The sequence below is a fragment of the Streptomyces spongiae genome (genome assembly GCF_009377185.1).
GTDB lineage: Bacteria > Actinomycetota > Actinomycetes > Streptomycetales > Streptomycetaceae > Streptomyces > Streptomyces spongiae.
The window spans coordinates 1-18151 of record NZ_VJZC01000054.1 but is presented as its reverse complement, the minus strand read 5'-3'; the positions used below and the strand labels follow the sequence as shown (position 1 = coordinate 18151).

Below are 18151 nucleotides of genomic sequence, written 5' to 3'. Positions count from 1 at the left end.
CGAGCCCCCTTACTACGCCCGCGCCCTACTGCCACTCGCGGCCTTCAACGATCCTTTGGGAAGCGCCAGTTTGATCTCCGCACGCAGGTCCTGGATCTTCGGATAACTGGAGTACTGCCCGGTGAGCCGGTACATCTCGCGCAGCCGGTCCCAGGTGCGGTGGGAGGAGTTCGTTCCCATCGACGTCAGGGCCAGGCGGGCGTAGGTGTCCGCCTGTTCGGGGTCGTCGGCGATGAAGCAGGCCGACGCCAGCGAGATGTGGTCGAAGATCTTCGACCGGTCCCGGCCCGCCTCCCGCAGTTCGAGCGCCCGCTTCGCGTGGCGCTGTGCGATGGCGGCCGCGGCCGGCTCGTGCTCGGCGAGGGTGCGGTACGCGAGGGCCTGCATTCCGTGCAGGTCGGCCTCGTCGAACATCTGCATCCAGCTCGGCGGCGGCACGTCACCCTTGTCGGAGACGAACAGTTCCTCCGCCTCGCCCAGGGTGCGCCGCATGGCCTGGCCCTTGCCCAGGGACGCCTGTGCCCAGGCCTCGATGGTGTAGAGCATGGCCCTGGTCCGCGGGAGCACCTGCTCGCCGGAGCCGGACTTGGCGAGTTTCATGAGGTCGAGGGCGTCGTCGGGCCGGCCCAGGTGCACCATCTGGCGGGCCGCCCGGGAGAGCGCCTCGCCGGCGCGGGGCCGGTCACCGCCTTCTCTGGCCGCGTGGGCGGCGATGATGAAGTACTTCTGGGCCGTGGGCTCCAGACCGATGTCGTGGGACATCCAGCCCGCGAGGACGGCGAGGTTGGCGGCGACGCCCCACAGACGCCGCTGGAGATGTTCGGGGTGGCGGTAGGAGAGCATGCCTCCCACCTCGTTGAGCTGTCCCACGACAGCCTTGCGCTGCAACCCGCCGCCGCGGGCAGCGTCCCAGGCCCGGAACACCTCGACCGAGCGCTCCAGTTCCTCGATCTCCTGCGACCCGATGGGGGCCGCCTCGTACCGGTCGAACCCGGCGGGGTCGGCATGCAGGGGGTTGTCGGTCCGGGGAGCGTCGGCCGTGAGGGCCGGATCGGTGTGGAGCCAGTCGTGCATGGCGCTGTTGAGTGCGGATCCCGCGGCGAGCGCGGCACCCGCGCCCACCAAACCGCGTCGGTTGAGCATGAGGTCCATTCCCGTGAATTCGGTGAGGACCGCGGCGGTCCGTTCGGGCGCCCACGGCACTCCGTCGGGGTGTTCCACACTCCCGCCGCCCTGCCGTTTCCCCGCACGCCCGTGCCGGACCAGACCAAGGTCCTCAATGGTCACGACACGGCCGAGACGCTCGGTGAACAGGGCCGCCAACACGCGAGGCACCGGATCGCGCGGGATCTCTCCCATGTCGATCCACCGCCGCACCCGCGAGGTGTCGGTCGCCAGCTGGGGGTGGCCCATGGCCGCCGCCTGCCGGTTGACCAGCCTCGCGAGCTCGCCCTTGGACCAGCCGGCCAGGCCGAACAGGTCCGCCAGACGGGTGTTGGGTTGTCCGCTCACGTCAAGCCCCCAGGTTCTCGGCTGACTTGACAGTAGCCCTCTGTCAGTTGCTGCGGGACTATTCGCCAGGGTTCGCCAGGGCACGCCAGATGGTGTGCCACGGGACATCTGGTGTCAGGTAGGAACGCGCCACCCCGACCCGGTCGCCGGTTCATGTGACGGGTGCACTCCCCAGGGTGCCCCGTGCGGCCGGGTCGGGCGGCGCGACGAACTCTCAGGCACACGAAGGGATCTGTTTCCCCCATGTACGCAGCATCGTCCTCCGTGTCCGCCCCACCCCGGTCGCTGCGTCCCCGCCCGGGGGGCAGCGGCCCCTTCCTCGACCCCGCGCGCCCGACGGCTCCCGTACTCGGCGCCGGCCGGGCGCGGCGTGTGCCGGGAGTCGGTACCCAACCGCTCAGCGGGAGACTCGACTTGTCCGGCCCCCAGGGCGCGCAGCTGCGCACGGCGATCGCCTCGGTGCACCGCATCTGTCCGGAGTTCGCTCCGGTCCAGGTACTGCGCCGAAGCGGGCGCTCCGTACTCCTCGTCGGCACGACAGGGCGCAGCACGGCCGTCGCCAAGGTCTTACTGGACCACTCCCCCATCTGGACCGAGCGCATCCGGCACGAGATAGCCGCGTACCGCACGTTCGTGCGGCACCGTCCGCCGGTGCGGGTGCCGCGGCTGGTCGCGGCGGACCCGGACAACTGCACGCTGGTGATCGAGCGGATGCCGGGCCGGGCGGCCGCGCTGCAGCGGCATCCGGCGGAGGCGCCGCCGCGCGCGGACATCCGGGCGGTGCTGGGCGCGATCTGCCGGCTGAACGCGTGGCGGCCACCGGCGGGCACATTCGAGGCACCGCTGGACTACGCGGAGCGGATCGCGCGCTTCCATGAGCTGGGTCTGCTCACGGACCGGGACATGGGCGATCTGCAGAAGCTGATGCACAGCATCGCGCACACGGCGGGCCGCCAGGGCCTCGGCCAGTTCTGTCACGGCGACTCCCTGCTGTCGAACATCCTGCTCTCACCGGCTGGTCCAGTGCTGGTGGACTGGGAGCACGCGGGCTGGTACCTGCCGGGGTACGACCTGGCGACGCTGTGGGCGGTGCTCGGGGACGCACCGGTCGCACGCCGTCAGATCAGCCAGATGGCGCAGTCCGCCGGCCCGGCGTCGCGCGACGCGTTCCTGGTGAACCTGATGCTCGTGCTCACGCGTGAGATCCGCACGTACGAAACGGCCGTGCAGCGTTCGATGCACGACACGGCCCCGGCGGCACCGGCGCAGGCCCACCCGGGCGCTGCGTCGTCCGGCGAGGAACAGCGACTGCTGCTCAGGCGGCTGCATGACGACTGCCAGCTCGCCCGTAAGGCAGTTCGAGCGGCGGTCGGCACTCGCTGACGGGGGGATGTCGGTCCGCGGTGCGCCTGGGACGGTGGCGCGCCGCGGACCTTCGTCATGTCGGGGGCGTGCCATTCGACTGGTCCAGTGGTCCATCCCTCTGACGCCCCGCAGGTCGGGCGGTGGGCGCCACGAAACCCCTCGGCCCCCGACTGACATGGGAAATCGTCTTTTCCTGGGCATGATTGACGGATCATCGGCCAGCCGATACCACTGACCCACGCTCGGCGCCGCACGCCCCGTCACGCCCGACCGTCCCAGGAGGCTGCTTTGCGAGGATCCCCCACCGACCGCAGGCCCGCCGTCGGGCGCAGACGCGTCCAGCGGACGGCGCTCGCCGCCGCTTCGGCGGCGCTGCTGTTTCCGCTGCTCGGCGCGGCCCCGTCCGACAGCGCGGAGCAGCCCTCCGCCACCCGGCTGCAGAGCGCCTTCGCGTCCGCGGCCGCCACGTACGACGTCCCGCAGAGCGTGCTGCTCGGCGTTTCGTACCTCCAGTCCCGCTGGGACACGCACGGCGGGGCGCCCAGCGTCTCGGGCGGCTACGGGCCGATGCACCTCACCGACGCCCGGACGGCCCTCGCCGAGGCGCCACATCACAGCGAAGGCACGGAAGACGCACGGGGCGACGACTCCCGTGCGGCGCTGCTGTCCAAGGCCGATCTCCCGAAGCAGTCCGAGCTTCCGGCGCGCCTGCGGACCCTGCCGAGGGCGGCCGAGCTGACTGGGCTCCCGACGGAGGAACTGCGCACCGACGCCGCGGCCAACGTGGCGGGCGGTGCCGCGCTCCTCGCTGCCGCGCAGCACGACCTCGGCGAGCCGCTGAGCGACGACCCGGCCGACTGGTACGGGGCGGTGGCGCGGTTCTCCGGCGCGGACGACGGCGCGACGGCCGCGGCGTACGCGAACGACGTGTTCGAGGTGATCCAGGAGGGCGAGCAGCGCACCACGGACGCCGGCCAGCGGGTGGCGCTCACCGCCGAGCCCGGAGTGCGTCCCGACACCGGGCAGCTCGCACGGGCCGGACTGCGCACTGCCGCGGCCGACGGCACGGAATGTCCGCGGACCGTGGCCTGCGAGTGGATCCCGGCGCCGTACGAGGAGTTCGGCGACGGTGACTACGGCAACCACGACCTGGCCGACCGGCCCACGTCGCAGAGCGTCAAGTACATCGTCATCCACGACACGGAGGCCACCTGGGACACCACACTCAAGCTGGTCCAGGACCCGACCTACGTCTCGTGGCACTACTCCCTGCGCTCGACCGACGGTCACATCGCCCAGCATGTGAAGACGAAGGACGTGGCCTGGCACGCGGGCAACTGGTACGTGAACGCCAAGTCGGTCGGCCTGGAGCACGAGGGCTTCCTCGCCTCGCCCGACGCCTGGTACACGGAGGCCATGTACCGGACGTCGGCGCGCCTGGTGACGTACCTCGCCAAGAAGTACCGCATCCCGCTGGACCGTCAGCACATCCTCGGCCACGACACCGTGCCCGGCACGACCACCGCGACCATCCCGGGCATGCACACCGACCCGGGTCCGTACTGGGACTGGCAGCACTACTTCACCTTGCTGGGCCGGCCGTTCAAGGCCACGGCAGGCCCGAAGGGCAGCCTCGTGACCATCGCCCCCGACTTCGCGAAGAACCGGCCGGCGTTCACGGGCTGCGTCAAGAAGGGCGAGCCGTGCGCGGTCCACGGCTCCAGCGCCGTACGCCTCTACACACGGCCCGACGAGAGCGCACCCCTCATCCAGGACATCGGTCTGCGGCCCGACGGCAGCCCCTCCACCATCGACGTGAACGACGTCGGTTCGCGCGTCTCCACGGGCCAGCAGTACGCCGTGGCCGAGCGCAAGGGTGACTGGACGGCGATCTGGTACCTGGGCCAGAAGGCCTGGTTCAGGAACCCGAAGGCGCAGCCGACGGCCGTCAGCGCCTCCGGGCTGGTCGTGACACCCAGGAAGGGCCTTTCCGACGTCCCGGTGTACGGCCGCGCGTACCCGGAGGCCGCGGCCTATCCCTCGGGCGTACCGGTCCAGTCGGTGTCGCCGTTGCCGTACAAGCTGCTCGAGGGCCAGCGGTACGTGATCGGCGACAAGGTGCCCGGCGAGTACTTCTACGCCCCGACCTTCGACACGGCTCCGCATCGGGTCGTGATCGGCAAGGACCAGTACTTCGAGATCCAGTTCGGCCATCGGGTGGCGTTCGTACGGGCGGCCGACGTGGTGGTGCTGCCTGCGGGTGGCTGACGATTGAGCCCTGACCGGCCCCGGGCGTCGACGCTCCCGTGTCTGCCCGGGGCGGCCATCGCCGATCGCTCGTCAGCCTCCGGCTCCCCACACGTACCGTCGCCCGGCGACGGCCTTGAAGGTGGCGTCTTTGCCCCTCAACAGGTCGCTGCGTACGGTGAGTTGCCGGGTGCGGGAAGCGGTGAGGGCGATGCGGGTGGCCTTGCCGTCGGTCCAGTCGATGTCGACCGTGGCGCCGCCCCGGGCGCGCAGGCCGCGGACCGAGCCGTCGGACCAGGCGGCGGGGAGGGCGGGAAGGATCTCGATCACGTCGTGCTGGCTCTGCAGGAGCATCTCGACGACTCCCGCAGTGGCGCCGAAGTTGCCGTCGATCTGGAACGGCGGGTGGGTGTCCCAGAGGTTCGGCAGGGTCGAGGACTTGAGCTGTTCGCCGAGCATCTTGTGGGCGTGGTCGCCGTCGCGGAGCCGTGCCCAGAAGTTGATCTTCCAAGCCTTGGACCAGCCGGTCCCGCCGTCGCCGCGCGCGGTGAGCGAGACCTTCGCGGCCTCGGCCCACTTGCTGCCCGGCTCGATCTGGCGGCCCGGGTGCAGGGCGAACAGGTGGGAGACATGACGGTGGTCGTCGTTCGGGTCGTCCAGGTCGGCCTTCCACTCCTGCAGTTGCCCCCAGGAGCCGATACGCAGGCCCGGGTCCAGGGTGTCGAGCGCGGTGGCGAGTCGCTCACGGAAGGCGGGGTCGTCGCCCAGAATCCGGGCCGCCTCCAGGGTGTTGATGAACAGGTCGTGGACGATCTGCTGCGACATGGCCGCGCCGGCCGTGAAGTCCCCGTGCTCCGGCGAGTAGCTGGGCGTCACGACGAGGGTTCCGTCGCGCGGGTCGGTGCGCAGGTTGTCGAGCCAGAACTCGGCGGCCTCCTTCATCACGGGGTACGCGGTGGAGCGCAGGTACGCCGTGGAGCCGCCGAACCGGTAGTGCTCGTACAGCTGTTGGGTGACCCACGCGGCGGCCTCCGGGAACCAGAACGCGGTCGCCCAGTCGTGCACACCGGTGAAGCCGTACGGGTTGGTCTCGTTGTGGACGACCCAGCCGCGCGAGCCGAACATCTCCTTCGCCGTACGCCGGCCGGGGGCGCGCAGGGCCTCGACGAAGCGGTCGTACGGGGCGGTGGTCTCGGCGAGGTTGGCGGCCTCGGCCGGCCAGTAGTTCATCTGGAGGTTGATGTTGACGTGGTAGTCCGCCGACCAGGGAGGTGTGGTGCTGTGGTTCCAGACACCCTGGAGGTTCGCGGGCAGCGAGCCGGGGCGGGATGAGGCGATGAGAAGGTAGCGGCCGTACTGGAAGTACAGCGCCTCCAGGGCCCGGTCGGCGGGGGTCGTTCCGCCGGTGTAGTTCGCCAGCAGTTCGTTGGTGGGGACGTCCGGGGTCTCGGCGCGGATGTCGAGCGTGACCCGCTCGAAGAGCTCTCTGTGGTCGCGGACGTGGCGCGACCGGAGCTTCCGGTATCCCTTGCGGAACGCCTCGTCGACGGTGTTCGTCACGGCCCGGTGCGGGTCGTCCCCCCGGTAGTCGGGGTAGGTGTCGGCGTAGTCGGTGCCCGCCGCGACGACGAACCACACGCTGTCGGCGTCCGTGACGGTGAGCGTGCCGTCCGCGTTCGCGGTGAGAGCGCCGCCCTCTTGGTGGACCCGGATCTGTGCCTCGAACTTCAGGCCGTTGTCGGCGAGTTCACCGCGTACCCTGATCCGGTCGTCGGTGGCCGTCGTCGTGAAGTCGGTGCGGGGCGAGGTGTAGCGCAGGGTGAGGGTGATGCCTCCGGTCAGGCGGCCGACGAGCACCTCGTCCGGGTGGGAGACGAAGAACTCCCGTGACTGGCACCCCTGTTGGTGCGTGTACGTCACGGTGGCCACCGCGTCACGCAGATCGAGGGCGCGGCGGTAGTCGGTGGGGGTGTCCATGGGCGCGCCGGGCTGGTCGAGGTGGAGGTCGCCCAACGTCTGGTGGGCGCCGTACCCGATACGCGACTGACCGAGGCGTGCGGTGACGGAGTCGGGGTCGACCTTGGTCTCGGCGTCGATGCGCTCCTGGACGTCCTCGATCGCGCCGGGGCGGGGCGCGGTCCAGTTGCCGTGGTTGTAGCCCTGGACGGAGCCGGGGCCTCCGGTCCACAGGGTCTTCTCGTTGAGCTGGAGCCGCTCGGAGGCGAGCGTGCCGAACACCATGGCGCCGAGCGCACCGCCTCCGACGGGCAGGGCCTCGCGCTCCCAGTCGGAGGCGGGGGCGTCGTACCACAGCACCAAGGATTCTCGCGATACGTGGGATGAATCGGCGGCTTCTGCCATCGACGCGAGGGCTCCCCCACCCAGCGTCAGAGCACCCGCACCACCGAGCGCGGACTTCAGGGTCGTCCTCCGGGACATCTCGAGTGACATGCTCCGGACGGTAATGGTGGGATGACTGAAGTAACAAGGGTCATGACAAGACCGCGCGAAAAGCCGACCAGGCGCGGTCCTGCACGGCGCGGTCCTGCGCGGCGGGGGTCAGCCCTGCTGGAACAGCTCCGCGGGCAGCGGCTTCAGAAGCGCGTACAGGTCGTCCGTGATGGGGCGGTCCCAGGCGGCGATGGTCACCAGGACGTTGTCACTGCGGTCGAACTGGACGCAGGCGATGCGGCCCTCGGAGAGTTTGAGACGGCGCACGATCAGGAGGTTGTCTCCCTGCATCACCGGCATGTCCTCGGAGCCGACGACGGTGACCTCCTCGTCGTTCTCCAGCGCCAGCAGCAGCTGGGCCACCTCGAAGGGGACCTCGCCCTCGGCGGTGTCCCGTGCAGGTGAACCCTCCGGGAGGTTGCCGATGATCATCGCGGGACCCCGGCCACCGAACAGGTCGTAACGCAGGAAGACACCCTGGCAGCTGCCGTCGGGGGCGGGCAGCAGGCCCGCGCCGAGATTGCCCGGCCAGTCGCCCGGGTCCATGGCCAGTACGTCGAAGTCGGGCCCGGCGGGGGTGGCGCTGCGGCGGCGGAGGAAGGACATGCCGCCATGGTACGTGTCCGGCGGCGAAACCGGATCGGGGCCCGGCCCCCGATCCGGAATCACGACGCGCCCGCCGCGACCGCCCCACCTCGGCATCTGCCGACCGCGGTGGGCCCGCCCCGAGGACGCGCGACGGGGCGGGCTCACCGTGGGTAGAGGGGATCTCAGGGGTTGGGGTCGAGCGCGACGGCCACCTCGGACACGGGGAGCGGGAACGTGTCGATGTAGGTCGTCTCGCCCGTGAACAGGTTGACGGTGTTGAACGTCGCCGTGCTGCCGTCCGCCGAGAGGAGCGTGGCGAAGCCCGTCACCGAGACCGTCTTGCCGCCCGACAGGTCGCTGAAGATGTCGAAGCCCGAGTTGGGGCCGGCGTCCGCGCCCAGCGAGCCGTTCGCGACCAGCAGCCCGTTGGCGGGAGGCGACTGGATGAGGAGCTGGTCCGTGGTCGTGTTGATGTCGTACAGCGTGGTGTTGGTGTCCCGGTTGAGGTCGTTGTTCGTGTAGGCGACGGCACCGACGCCGTGGGTCGTCGCACCGTCCGTGCTCAGCGGGGTGTTCGTGGTGGTCTGGCTGTTGGCGAGGTTGTGCGCCAGGTTCTGGGCGGTGTCGCTGACGATGCGCAGCCGGTCGGCCGCGGGGTTGAAGTCGACACCGAAGTTCGTGCCCTGCAGCGGGACACTGAGCTGGGAGACCTTGGTGACGACCACGTCCGGGGTCGTCGGCGGGTACGTGATCGTGTAGACGCCGCCCATGTTGCCGACGCCGTACAAGAGGCCGTTCTGCACGCGGAAGTCGAGTCCGACCAGGCTGGTGTCGCCGACGAGACCAGTGACGGCCTTGACCCACTGGAGCGTGCCGGGCTTGTCGGTCAGGAACGCGGCCATGGTCTTACCGTTGGGCAAGAGCGTGAAGGCCTGCAGGCTGGGGGTTGCTGCTGCGTGGCCGGCGCTCGGGGTTGCCACCACGAGTGCGGCGACGGCGGACACGGTCGCGATCGCCGCGGCCATTCTCTTTCTGAGCCCTGCTTTCATCGGTCATTCCTCCCGGTGAGCCTGTGGGGCGGGTAGGAGCGGGTGCGGCATGCTCCACTCGGCCGAACCATCGGCTCGGCGGCCACAAGCTATGAGGAGTGACTGGACATCGACTGGACGGCGACTGGGCGCGCCCCGAAAGGGGCGCGGGGCTGTATCGATATGCGGCTCCGCCGCGTGGGCGCGACCAGCCACAACGAACCCGCAGTCGGCCACGAGCCTTGCGGGGCAGACGAGACCCCGCCCGCACGGCTCCGACGTGACCGTGGTGCCGAATGGTCAGGGCGAGGTGGAGAGGGACGGCGAGCCCGCTGCCGTGCGGGAGTCACGTGCCGCCCTCATCCCCACTCGCGGCGACCTCAGGTCAGGTCGAACTCCCCCTCTCGCGCGTCCGACATGAACGCGCCCCACTCCGCAGGCGTGAAGATCAGGGTGGGGTTCTCGGGCCGGCCGCTGTTGCGCATCGCGATGAAGCCCTCGACGAAGGCGATCTGGACGTCGCCCCGCCCTCGGCTGCTGGACCGCCACTCGGCGTTGCTGAGGTCAAGGTCCGGCTTGTGCCATCCCGCGAGCGCGTGCTGCTCCATGGTGGTGGTCTCGGCCACGTCCGTGCTCCTCCCGGTTCGTCGTCCGCCGCCAGACTAGCGACCGCTCTCCGTCGCCGACAGGCCACGTGAGGCGGAGGTTCAGGAGGCCGGCGGTTCGGCGCCCACCAGCCACATCGAGAAGAACTGCGATCCGCCGCCATAGGCGTGTCCGAGCACGCGACGGGCCCTGTCCACCTGGTGCTCTCCCGCCTGTCCGCGTACCTGGAGCGCGGCCTCGGCGAACCGGATCATCCCGGAGGCGCCGATGGGGTTGGTGGACAGCACGCCGCCCGACATGTTGACCGGGAGGTCGCCGTCGAGCTCGGTCACCCCCGACTCGGTGAGTTTCCAGCCCTCGCCCTCGTCGGCGAAGCCGAGGTTCTCCAGCCACATGGGCTCGTACCAGGAGAACGGCACGTACATCTCGACCGCGTCGATCTCGCGGCGCGGGTCGGCGATGCCCGCCTGCCGGTACACGTCGGCCGCGCAGTCCTTGCCCGCCTGCGGCGACACACAGTCCTTGCCGGCGAACAGGGTCGGTTCGCTGCGCATGGCCCCGCCGAGCATCCAGGCGGGCGGCCTCGGCGAACGGGCCGCGCCCGCACGGTCGGTGAGCACCATCGCGCAGGCGCCGTCGGAGGAGGGGCAGGTCTCGGAGTAGCGGATCGGGTCCCAGAGCATGGGAGAGGCCTGGACCTTCTCCAGGGTGATGTCGTGCTCGTGGAGGTGCGCGTAGGGGTTCTTGAGGGCGTTGCGCCGGTCCTTGTACGCGACGAGCGAGCCGACCGTGTCGGGTGCGCCGGTGCGCCGCATGTACGCGCGCACGTGCGGGGCGAAGAAGCCCCCCGCGCCCGCCAGCAGGGGCTGTTGGAACGGGATCGGCAGGGAGAGCCCCCACATGGCGTTCGACTCGGACTGCTTCTCGAAGGCGAGGGTCAGGACGGTGCCGTGCGCGCGGGCGGCTACCAGGTTCGCGGCGACGAGCGCGGTCGACCCGCCGACCGAGCCGGCCGTGTGCACCCGCAGCATGGGCTTGCCCACGGCGCCGAGCGCGTCGGCGAGGTACAGCTCGGGCATCATCACGCCCTCGAAGAAGTCCGGTGCCTTGCCGATCACGACGGCGTCGATGTCGGCCCAAGTCAACTCCGCGTCCTGGAGGGCTCGTTGGGCCGCCTCCCGTACGAGTCCGGCGATCGACACGTCCCTGCGGGCCGCCACATGCCTGGTCTGGCCGATCCCGACGACGGCCACGGGCTCCTTGCTCATGACTCCCCCTCCAGGACGGCTACCAGGTTCTGTTGCAGGCAGGGGCCCGATGTCGCGTGTGCGAGCGCCCGGTCGGACTCGCCCCGGTGGATGCGGGCGGCGGCCTCGCCGATGCGGACGAGCCCGGCGGCCATGATCGGGTTGGCCGCGAGGGGACCGCCCGACGGGTTGACGCGTACGGTGTCGTCGAGCTCCAGGGCCTTGCGCAGGACGACCTCCTGCGAGGTGAAGGGCGCGTGCAACTCGGCGGTGTCGACGGGTCGTTCGAAAGCCCCGGCCTTCTCGGCGGCCAGCCGGGTGGACGGCGAGTCGGTCAGGTCGCGCACACCGAGAGCGTGCGCGTCGATGCGGTGGTCGATGCCCCGGATCCAGGCGGGCCGCGCGCACAGCTCACGGGCCCGCTCCCCCGCCGCGAGGATCACGGCGGCGGCGCCGTCGCCGATGGGCGGGCAGTCTCCGGTACGCAGGGGCCGTACGAGATAGTCCCCCTGCGGCACCGAACCCCGTAGCTGGGCACGGGAGTTGACTGAGGCGTCCGTACGGCAGCGGGCCGCGACGGCGGCGAGCGCCGACTCGTCGGTGTCGCCCGCGTCGATGAGCGCCTGCGCCTGCAGTGCGGCCAGGGCGACGGAGTCCGGCCACAGGGGCGCCACGTAGTACGGGTCGAGCTGCCGGGTCAGGACGTCGCGCAGGGGTCCGGGTGAGGACTTGCCGTACGAGTAGACGAGGGCGGTGTCGGCGTCACCGGTGAGCAGCTTGGTCCATGCTTCGTAGAGCGCCCAGGCTCCGTCCATCTCGACGTGCGACTCCGAGATCGGCGGCCAGGCACCGACGCCGTCGAGGGCGAGGGTGAAGGAGAAGGCCCGGCCCGCGAGGTAGTCGCTGGATCCGGAGCAGGTGAAGCCGATGTCGGCGGTCTTGAGGCCGGTCTGTTCGAGGACGTCGTGCAGGACCGGCATGAGCATCTCCACCTCGGACTGTTCCTCGGTGGTGCGCAGGGTGTCCGACTGTGCGAAGGCCACGACGGCGATCTCGCGGGTCACAGCAGCTCCTTGTACGTCTCGTAGTCCGCGTCGGGTTCGCCGGTCGGCCGGTAGTGGTCCGGGTACCGGCCGCCCTCGGTCCACACCGGTTCGACCCGCAGGCCCATGCGCACCTGGTCGTACGGGATGCCGCCGATGCGCCCGTGCAGCGCGAGGTCGGCGCCGTCGAGGGCGATGTGGGCGTAGACGTACGGGACTTCGATGTCGAGGTTCTTCGCCTTGATGTTGACGATGCAGAAGGTGGTGACGGTGCCCGCTGGACCGACCTCGACCTGCTCGGACGTGGCGACACCACAGGTGGGACAGGCGCCCCTCGGCGGGACGTACACCTTGCGGCAGGACGGGCAGCGCTCGCCGACGGTCCGCCGGCCGGAGAGCGCGGCGATGTAGGCGATCTGGGCGCGGCCCGGCGAGTAGGTGTAGTCGAGGCGGGCGTGGGCGACGATGCCGGTGACCGCGTCCTCGAACTCGCCGCTGTGACCCGGGGGTTCGGCCGCTTCGCCGTCGTACGGCTCGAAACAGGCGATGTCGGTGATCGCGCCCTCGCGTTCGGCGGCCCAGCGGACACGGACGCGCATGCCGGTGTGCACGGCGTCGGGTCCGGGCGCGTCGAGGGCGTGCAGGAGGGCCGTGTCGCCGCCGTCGAGCTTCACCAGGACCCAGGCGAAGGGCGTGTCGAGGGGCTGACCGCGGCGCGGGGCGTGGTTCCAGGCCCAGGTGGTGACGGTGCCGGTGGGCGCGACCTCGACGAGGTCGCGGATCTCCTCGGCGGTGACCGGGTCGTACTCGACGGGTGGCACGAGGACGCGGCCGTCGCCGGTCTTCACGCCGAGGACGACGCGTTCGCGCAGCCCGGTGAGGAAGGCGCTCTGCACGGGGCCGAGGGAGCGGGTGAAGGGAAACTCGACGACGAGGGGAGCTTTGAGCACTTCGGGCACGGCATCTCCTCACGAAACAGGGGGCAGCGCCCCGTGATGGGCCGCAGGCCCATTAGGGGCGCGGGGCTGTATCGATGTGCGGCTCCGCCGCGTGGGCGCGACCAGCCACAACGAACCCGCAGACAGTGAACCGGCAACCAGCGGAGCACCTACGCACGCCGGTAGACAGGCGCCCGCTTCTCCGCGAAGGCGCGGGACCCCTCTTTGGCATCGGCGGTGTCGAAGATCGGCCAGCCGCGCTTGAGTTCGGCGGCGAGCCCGTCCGCCTCGGTCAACTCGGCGGTCTCGTACACGGATGCCTTGACCGCCTCGACGGCGAGGGGGCCGCAGGCGTTGATCTGCTCGGCGATCTCCAGGGCCTTGGCGAGCGCCGTCCCGTCGGGGACGACGTGCCCGACGAGCCCTGTGCCGGCGGCTTCCCGGGCGCTGTAGGGGCGGCCGGTGAGCAGCATCTCCAGGGCGTGGGTGCGCGGGATCTGGCGCTGGAGACGGACGGTGGAGCCGCCGATGGGGAACAGTCCGCGCCTGACCTCGAAGAGGCCGAAAGTGGCGGACTCCCCCGCGACCCGGATGTCGGTGCCCTGGAGCATCTCCGTGCCGCCCGCGACGCAGTGCCCCTCGACGGCGGCGATCACCGGCTTGCGGGGCCGGTGATGGCGCAGCATCGCCTTCCAGTGCAGGTCGGGGTCCGCCTTGAGCCGGTCGCGGTACTGCTGCCCCTCCATGCCCTTCCCGGCGAGGGCCTTGAGGTCCATGCCCGCGCAGAACGTGCCGCCGGCGCCGGTGAACACGATCGAGCGGATCGAGTCGTCCGCGTCGGCCTCGACCCAGCCGTCGTACAGCCCGACGAGCATGGGCAACGAGAGCGCGTTCTTCGCTTCCGGCCTGTTGAGCGTGAGCACCAGTGTGGCGCCCTCGCGCCGCACGGTGAGGTGTTCCGTCCCACCCATCGCCGACCTCCCTGGAGTCAGAACGAGAACAGGTTGCAGGAGGCGCCGAGCCACTTCAAGGGTTTTCTGACACTCAGTCAGATTTCTTGTGCGCGGACCCTTCACAGTTGTGGCGGCCTTTGCTCTGATGACCGGCAAGTCAGTACGGCAGCCGTGGACGTTCGGGGTGAGGAGGAGCGGTGGAGTACAACCTTGCCGACCTGTTCGAGTCGGTCGTCGATGTGGTCCCCGACCGCGAGGCTCTCGTGTACATCGACCACCCCGGTACGGGCGCGGAGCGCCGCCTGACATACGCGGAACTGGACGCGGCGGCGAACCGCATCGGCCACCATCTGATCGACAGCGGGATACGCCCGGGTGAGCACGTCGGGCTCCACCTCTACAACGGCATCGAGTACCTGCAGACCGCACTGGGCTGCCTGAAGGCGCGCGCCGTGCCGGTCAACGTCAACTACCGTTACGTGGAGGACGAGTTGGTCTACCTCTACCGGGACGCGGACCTGGTGGGGCTCGTCTTCGACGCGGAGTTCACGGAGCGGGTGGCGGCGGCGCTGCCGCAGGCATCGGCGTTACGGCACCTCATCCGGGTCGGGACGCCCGAGCCCGACGCGCCGGCACTGGACGCGGTGGACTTCGCCGACGCCGAGACCTCCGGTTCTGCCGAACGGGGGTTCCCCGCGCGCTCGGCGGACGACCAGTTCATCATCTACACCGGTGGCACGACGGGCATGCCCAAGGGGGTGATGTGGCGTCAGGAGGATCTGTTCTTCTCGGGCTTGGGCGGCGGTGCGCCGACGGGTGAGCCGGTGAAGAAGCCGGAGGAGCTCGCCGAGCGGGTGGCGGCCGGCGGGGACGGGATCACCTTCTTCCCCACCCCCCCGCTCATGCACGGCACGTCGACCCTCACGGCGTTCATCGGGTTCAACTTCGGCCAACGGGTCGTACTGCACCGGAAGTTCGTCCCGGAGGAGGTCCTGCGGACGATCGAGAAGGAGAAGGTCACCAGTATGTCGCTGGTGGGCGACGCGATGCTCCGGCCGCTGATCGACGCGCTGGGCGGGCCGATGAAGGGCACGGACTGCTCCTCGATGTTCAGCGTGTCGTCCTCCGGCGCGGTCATGTCCGACACGGTGCGGGATCAGTTCCAGGCGCTCGTGCCGAACGTGATGCTGCTGAACAACTTCGGCTCCTCGGAGTCCGGTTTCAACGGCACGGCGACGGCGGACTCGGGTCCGGAGCGCGGCTTCCGGATCCGCGTCAACTCCCGTACGCAGGTGGTCGATCCGGCCACGTACGAGCCGGTCCCGGCCGGTGTGCCCGGCCGGGTCGCCCAGCGCGGGCACGTACCGCTGGGCTACTACAACGACCCGAGGAAAACCGCCGAGACCTTCTTCGAGAAGGACGGGGAGCGCTGGGTCCTCCTCGGCGACATGGCGACCGTGGACGGGGAGGGCGTCGTCACGGTCCTCGGCCGTGGATCCCAGTGCATCAACACGGGCGGCGAGAAGGTCTACCCGGAGGAGGTCGAGCAGGCCCTCAAGGCCCATCCGGACGTGTACGACGCCCTGGTGGCCGGGGTGCCGGACGCGACATGGGGCAACCATGTCGCAGCCGTGGTCCAACTGCGAGCGGGGGCGCCCTTGTTGTCGCTGGAGGACATTCAGTCCCATTGCCGGGCCCGTCTCGCCGGGTACAAGATCCCCCGCCAGCTGGTCGTCACGGACAGCATCCAGCGCTCTCCCAGTGGCAAGGCGGACTACCGGTGGGCGCGGTCGGTGGCCGTGGCGGCGGATCACTGAACCGGGCTGGCGCCGCGCCCGACCTCACGGGATGGTTGTCGCCCCCGCCGCCCCTACCCGTCCCATCCCTGGGGGGCTACGCCCCCAGACCCCGCATCGGCCTGCGGCCTCGTCCTCAAACGCCGGACGGGCTGGGGGCAGCCCGTCAGCGTCGGGCGAAGAACTCCGCGACGCGCCCCACGAACCACTCGGGGTCGTCGAGCCAGGGATAGTGGCCTCCGCCTGGCTGGACCACGAACTCGGCGTGGAGGAACAGGCCGGCGGCACGACGCGCGAGCGCGGGGCGGGGGCCGCCGTCGAGCTCGGAGGCGTACACGAGCACCGGTGCGTCGAGCTCGGCGAGTGCGGCCCGGGTCGCCGGCGGGTCGTACGCGCCCTCGGAGCCGTACACCTCGGAGGCCTCCTCGTTGACCTGGTGCTCGTCGGCGGCCATATGGGCCCTGGCGGCGGCGTCCCAGCGGCCGTAGAAGAAGGGGGCGTACGTCATCATGTCGTCGTCCTCCGGGCCCTGTCCGGTCCAGGCCGCCTCGAACGCCGGGTACGCGTCCTCGAACCACGGCTCACCCTCGCGCAGACGGGCCGCCTCCAGCCGGTCCTCGACGGTCGCCGGCATGCCGACCGCCCAGGGCGTCGCCGTGATCAGGGCGAGTCGCGCCACCCGCTCCGGATACGCCGCCGCGTACCGCATGGCGAGACTCCCGCCCGCCGAGTGCGCGAGCACGTCCATCCGGTCGAGGCCCAGCCGCACCCGCAGCGCCTCCACGTCGTCGACGAGCCAGTCGCACCGGTACGTCCCCGGATCCCTGGGCACCGCCGACTGCCCGGTGCCGCGCAGATCGAGCAGCACGAGCTGCCGATGGACGTCCAGCCCTCCCAGATCCCCGAGGTACTCGGAAGCCCGCATCGGCCCACCCGGCAGCACGACGAGCGGCTCCCCCTGCCCCTTCAGGTGGTAGACCAGCTCGGTCCCGTCGGGCGCGGTGAAGGTCGGCATACCGCAGATCCTGACGGCCCCGGGGTGATCATCGCAAGAGAGTTCTCCGAGCTCATGATGGGGGCGGCGCGGGAAAAAGGGAAAAGTACGGGCCGGTGTCTTGCCCGGGGCCCTGCGTACTGGATTACTGATCATGGGCAAAGCGACCGAATGATCGGTCGTGAGTGCGTGGCATGCGGGTCGGCGAGGGAGAGTGTGCCCATGAGAGATGCGACGGGGCTGCTGGACGCGGGGGAACGGCTGGACGGGCCGGAGTTGCGGGCGTTGCAGGTGGAGCGGCTGCGGGCGTCGTTGCGACACGCGTACGCCAACGTGGACTTCTATCGGGAGGCGTTCGACAAGGCCGGGGTGCACCCCGACGCCTGCCGTACGCTCGCCGATCTGGCTCGCTTCCCGTTCACCACGAAGGCTGATCTTCGGGACCACTATCCGTACGGGATGTTCGCCGTGCCGCGGGAGCGGATCCGGCGTGTCCACGCGTCGAGCGGGACGACCGGGAAGCCCACCGTCGTCGGATACACGGAGAACGACCTGTCCATGTGGTCCGACATGGTGGCCCGTTCGATCCGGGCGGCCGGGGGGCGGCCCGGTGACACGGTCCATGTGGCGTACGGGTACGGCCTGTTCACCGGCGGTCTCGGCGCGCACTACGGCGCCGAGCGCCTGGGGTGCACCGTCGTCCCGGCGTCCGGTGGCATGACGGCACGTCAGGTGCAGCTGATCCAGGACCTGAAGCCGGGGGTCATCATGGTGACGCCCTCGTACATGCTGACCCTTCTGGACGAGTTCGAGCGCCAGGGCGTCGATCCACGCGGTACGTCACTTCGGGTGGGGATCTTCGGGGCCGAGCCGTGGACGGAGGCGATGCGGCGGGAGATCGAGGAGCGGTTCGCGATCGACGCCGTCGACATATACGGACTGTCGGAGGTGATCGGGCCCGGTGTCGCCCAGGAGTGCGTGGAGACGAAGGACGGGCTGCACGTGTGGGAGGACCACTTCTTTCCGGAGGTCGTCGATCCGGTCACGGGTGAGGTGCTGCCCGACGGCGAGAAGGGTGAGCTCGTGTTCACCTCGCTCACCAAGGAGGCCATGCCCGTGATCCGGTACCGGACCCGGGACCTGACGCGGCTGCTGCCGGGCACGGCTCGTACGTTCCGCCGCATGGAGAAGGTCACGGGGCGCAGTGACGACATGGTGATCCTGCGCGGGGTGAACCTGTTCCCCACCCAGATCGAGGAGATCGTGCTCCGGACTCCGGGCGTGGCCCCGCACTTTCAGTTGCTGCTGACGCGGGAGGGGCGGCTCGACGTGCTCACCGTGCGGGCCGAGGCGCGGGGTGGGGCGACGCCGGAGGTCCGGGAG

General features: G+C 70.5%; 14 protein-coding genes. 4 read left to right on the top strand and 10 right to left on the bottom strand.

The genetic code is table 11. The features are described from left to right. Nucleotides 1-12: 12 nt before the first annotated feature. Nucleotides 13-1512, bottom strand: a complete 1500-nt coding sequence (locus FNH08_RS11265; protein WP_322724236.1) for a DNA-binding protein NsdB — start codon at nt 1510-1512, stop codon at nt 13-15. Nucleotides 1513-1755: 243 nt separating this feature from the next. Here FNH08_RS11265 and FNH08_RS11260 point away from each other — a divergent pair, with 243 nt between their 5' ends. Continuing rightward, nucleotides 1756-2895 (top strand): aminoglycoside phosphotransferase family protein, encoded by a 1140-nt coding sequence (locus FNH08_RS11260; protein WP_152771317.1) that lies wholly within the window; start codon nt 1756-1758, stop codon nt 2893-2895. 270 nt (nt 2896-3165) lie between these two features. Continuing rightward, nucleotides 3166-5145, top strand: coding sequence for an N-acetylmuramoyl-L-alanine amidase (locus FNH08_RS11255; RefSeq protein WP_152771316.1), 1980 nt, complete (start codon nt 3166-3168; stop codon nt 5143-5145). Between the two features lie 72 nt (nt 5146-5217). Here the strand turns inward: FNH08_RS11255 and FNH08_RS11250 are convergent, their stop codons facing one another. From FNH08_RS11250 to FNH08_RS11215, 8 genes are all read right to left on the bottom strand, one after another. Continuing rightward, complete coding sequence (locus FNH08_RS11250; protein WP_228034039.1) at nt 5218-7485, bottom strand: glycoside hydrolase family 95 protein; 2268 nt, start codon at nt 7483-7485, stop codon at nt 5218-5220. A 198-nt stretch (nt 7486-7683) separates the two neighbouring features. Next, nucleotides 7684-8181, bottom strand: a complete 498-nt coding sequence (locus FNH08_RS11245; protein ID WP_152771314.1) for a hypothetical protein — start codon at nt 8179-8181, stop codon at nt 7684-7686. Between the two features lie 164 nt (nt 8182-8345). After that, nucleotides 8346-9065, bottom strand: a complete 720-nt coding sequence (locus FNH08_RS11240) for a DUF4394 domain-containing protein (protein WP_228034038.1) — start codon at nt 9063-9065, stop codon at nt 8346-8348. Between the two features lie 506 nt (nt 9066-9571). Beyond that, the gene (locus tag FNH08_RS11235) at nt 9572-9799 is read right to left on the bottom strand and encodes a DUF397 domain-containing protein (protein WP_152771331.1); all 228 of its coding nucleotides are present in this window, start codon (nt 9797-9799) and stop codon (nt 9572-9574) included. 99 nt (nt 9800-9898) lie between these two features. Continuing rightward, nucleotides 9899-11065, bottom strand: a complete 1167-nt coding sequence (locus tag FNH08_RS11230; RefSeq protein ID WP_152771312.1) for a thiolase domain-containing protein — start codon at nt 11063-11065, stop codon at nt 9899-9901. Then, complete coding sequence (locus FNH08_RS11225) at nt 11062-12108, bottom strand: thiolase domain-containing protein (RefSeq protein ID WP_322724232.1); 1047 nt, start codon at nt 12106-12108, stop codon at nt 11062-11064. Before FNH08_RS11225 ends, FNH08_RS11230 begins: the two co-directional genes overlap by 4 nt. Next, a complete protein-coding gene (locus tag FNH08_RS11220) occupies nt 12105-13046 on the bottom strand; it encodes a Zn-ribbon domain-containing OB-fold protein (RefSeq protein WP_322724231.1) in 942 nt (313 codons plus the stop codon). Before FNH08_RS11220 ends, FNH08_RS11225 begins: the two co-directional genes overlap by 4 nt. A 149-nt stretch (nt 13047-13195) precedes the next feature. Beyond that, nucleotides 13196-13996 (bottom strand): crotonase/enoyl-CoA hydratase family protein, encoded by an 801-nt coding sequence (locus FNH08_RS11215; protein WP_152771311.1) that lies wholly within the window; start codon nt 13994-13996, stop codon nt 13196-13198. A gap of 179 nt (nt 13997-14175) precedes the next feature. Between FNH08_RS11215 and FNH08_RS11210 the strand changes: the two genes are divergently transcribed. Further along, the gene (locus FNH08_RS11210; protein ID WP_322724230.1) at nt 14176-15795 is read left to right on the top strand and encodes an acyl-CoA synthetase; all 1620 of its coding nucleotides are present in this window, start codon (nt 14176-14178) and stop codon (nt 15793-15795) included. 145 nt (nt 15796-15940) lie between these two features. On the opposite strand, the gene FNH08_RS11205 is transcribed toward FNH08_RS11210, so the two are convergent. Then, entirely contained in the window at nt 15941-16789 is an 849-nt protein-coding gene (locus tag FNH08_RS11205) for an alpha/beta fold hydrolase (RefSeq protein ID WP_152771310.1), read from the bottom strand. Nucleotides 16790-16990: 201 nt separating this feature from the next. Here FNH08_RS11205 and paaK point away from each other — a divergent pair. After that, nucleotides 16991-18151, top strand: a 1161-nt coding sequence (paaK, locus tag FNH08_RS11200) for a phenylacetate--CoA ligase PaaK (RefSeq protein WP_152771309.1), incomplete at its 3' end; no start/stop codon positions are given.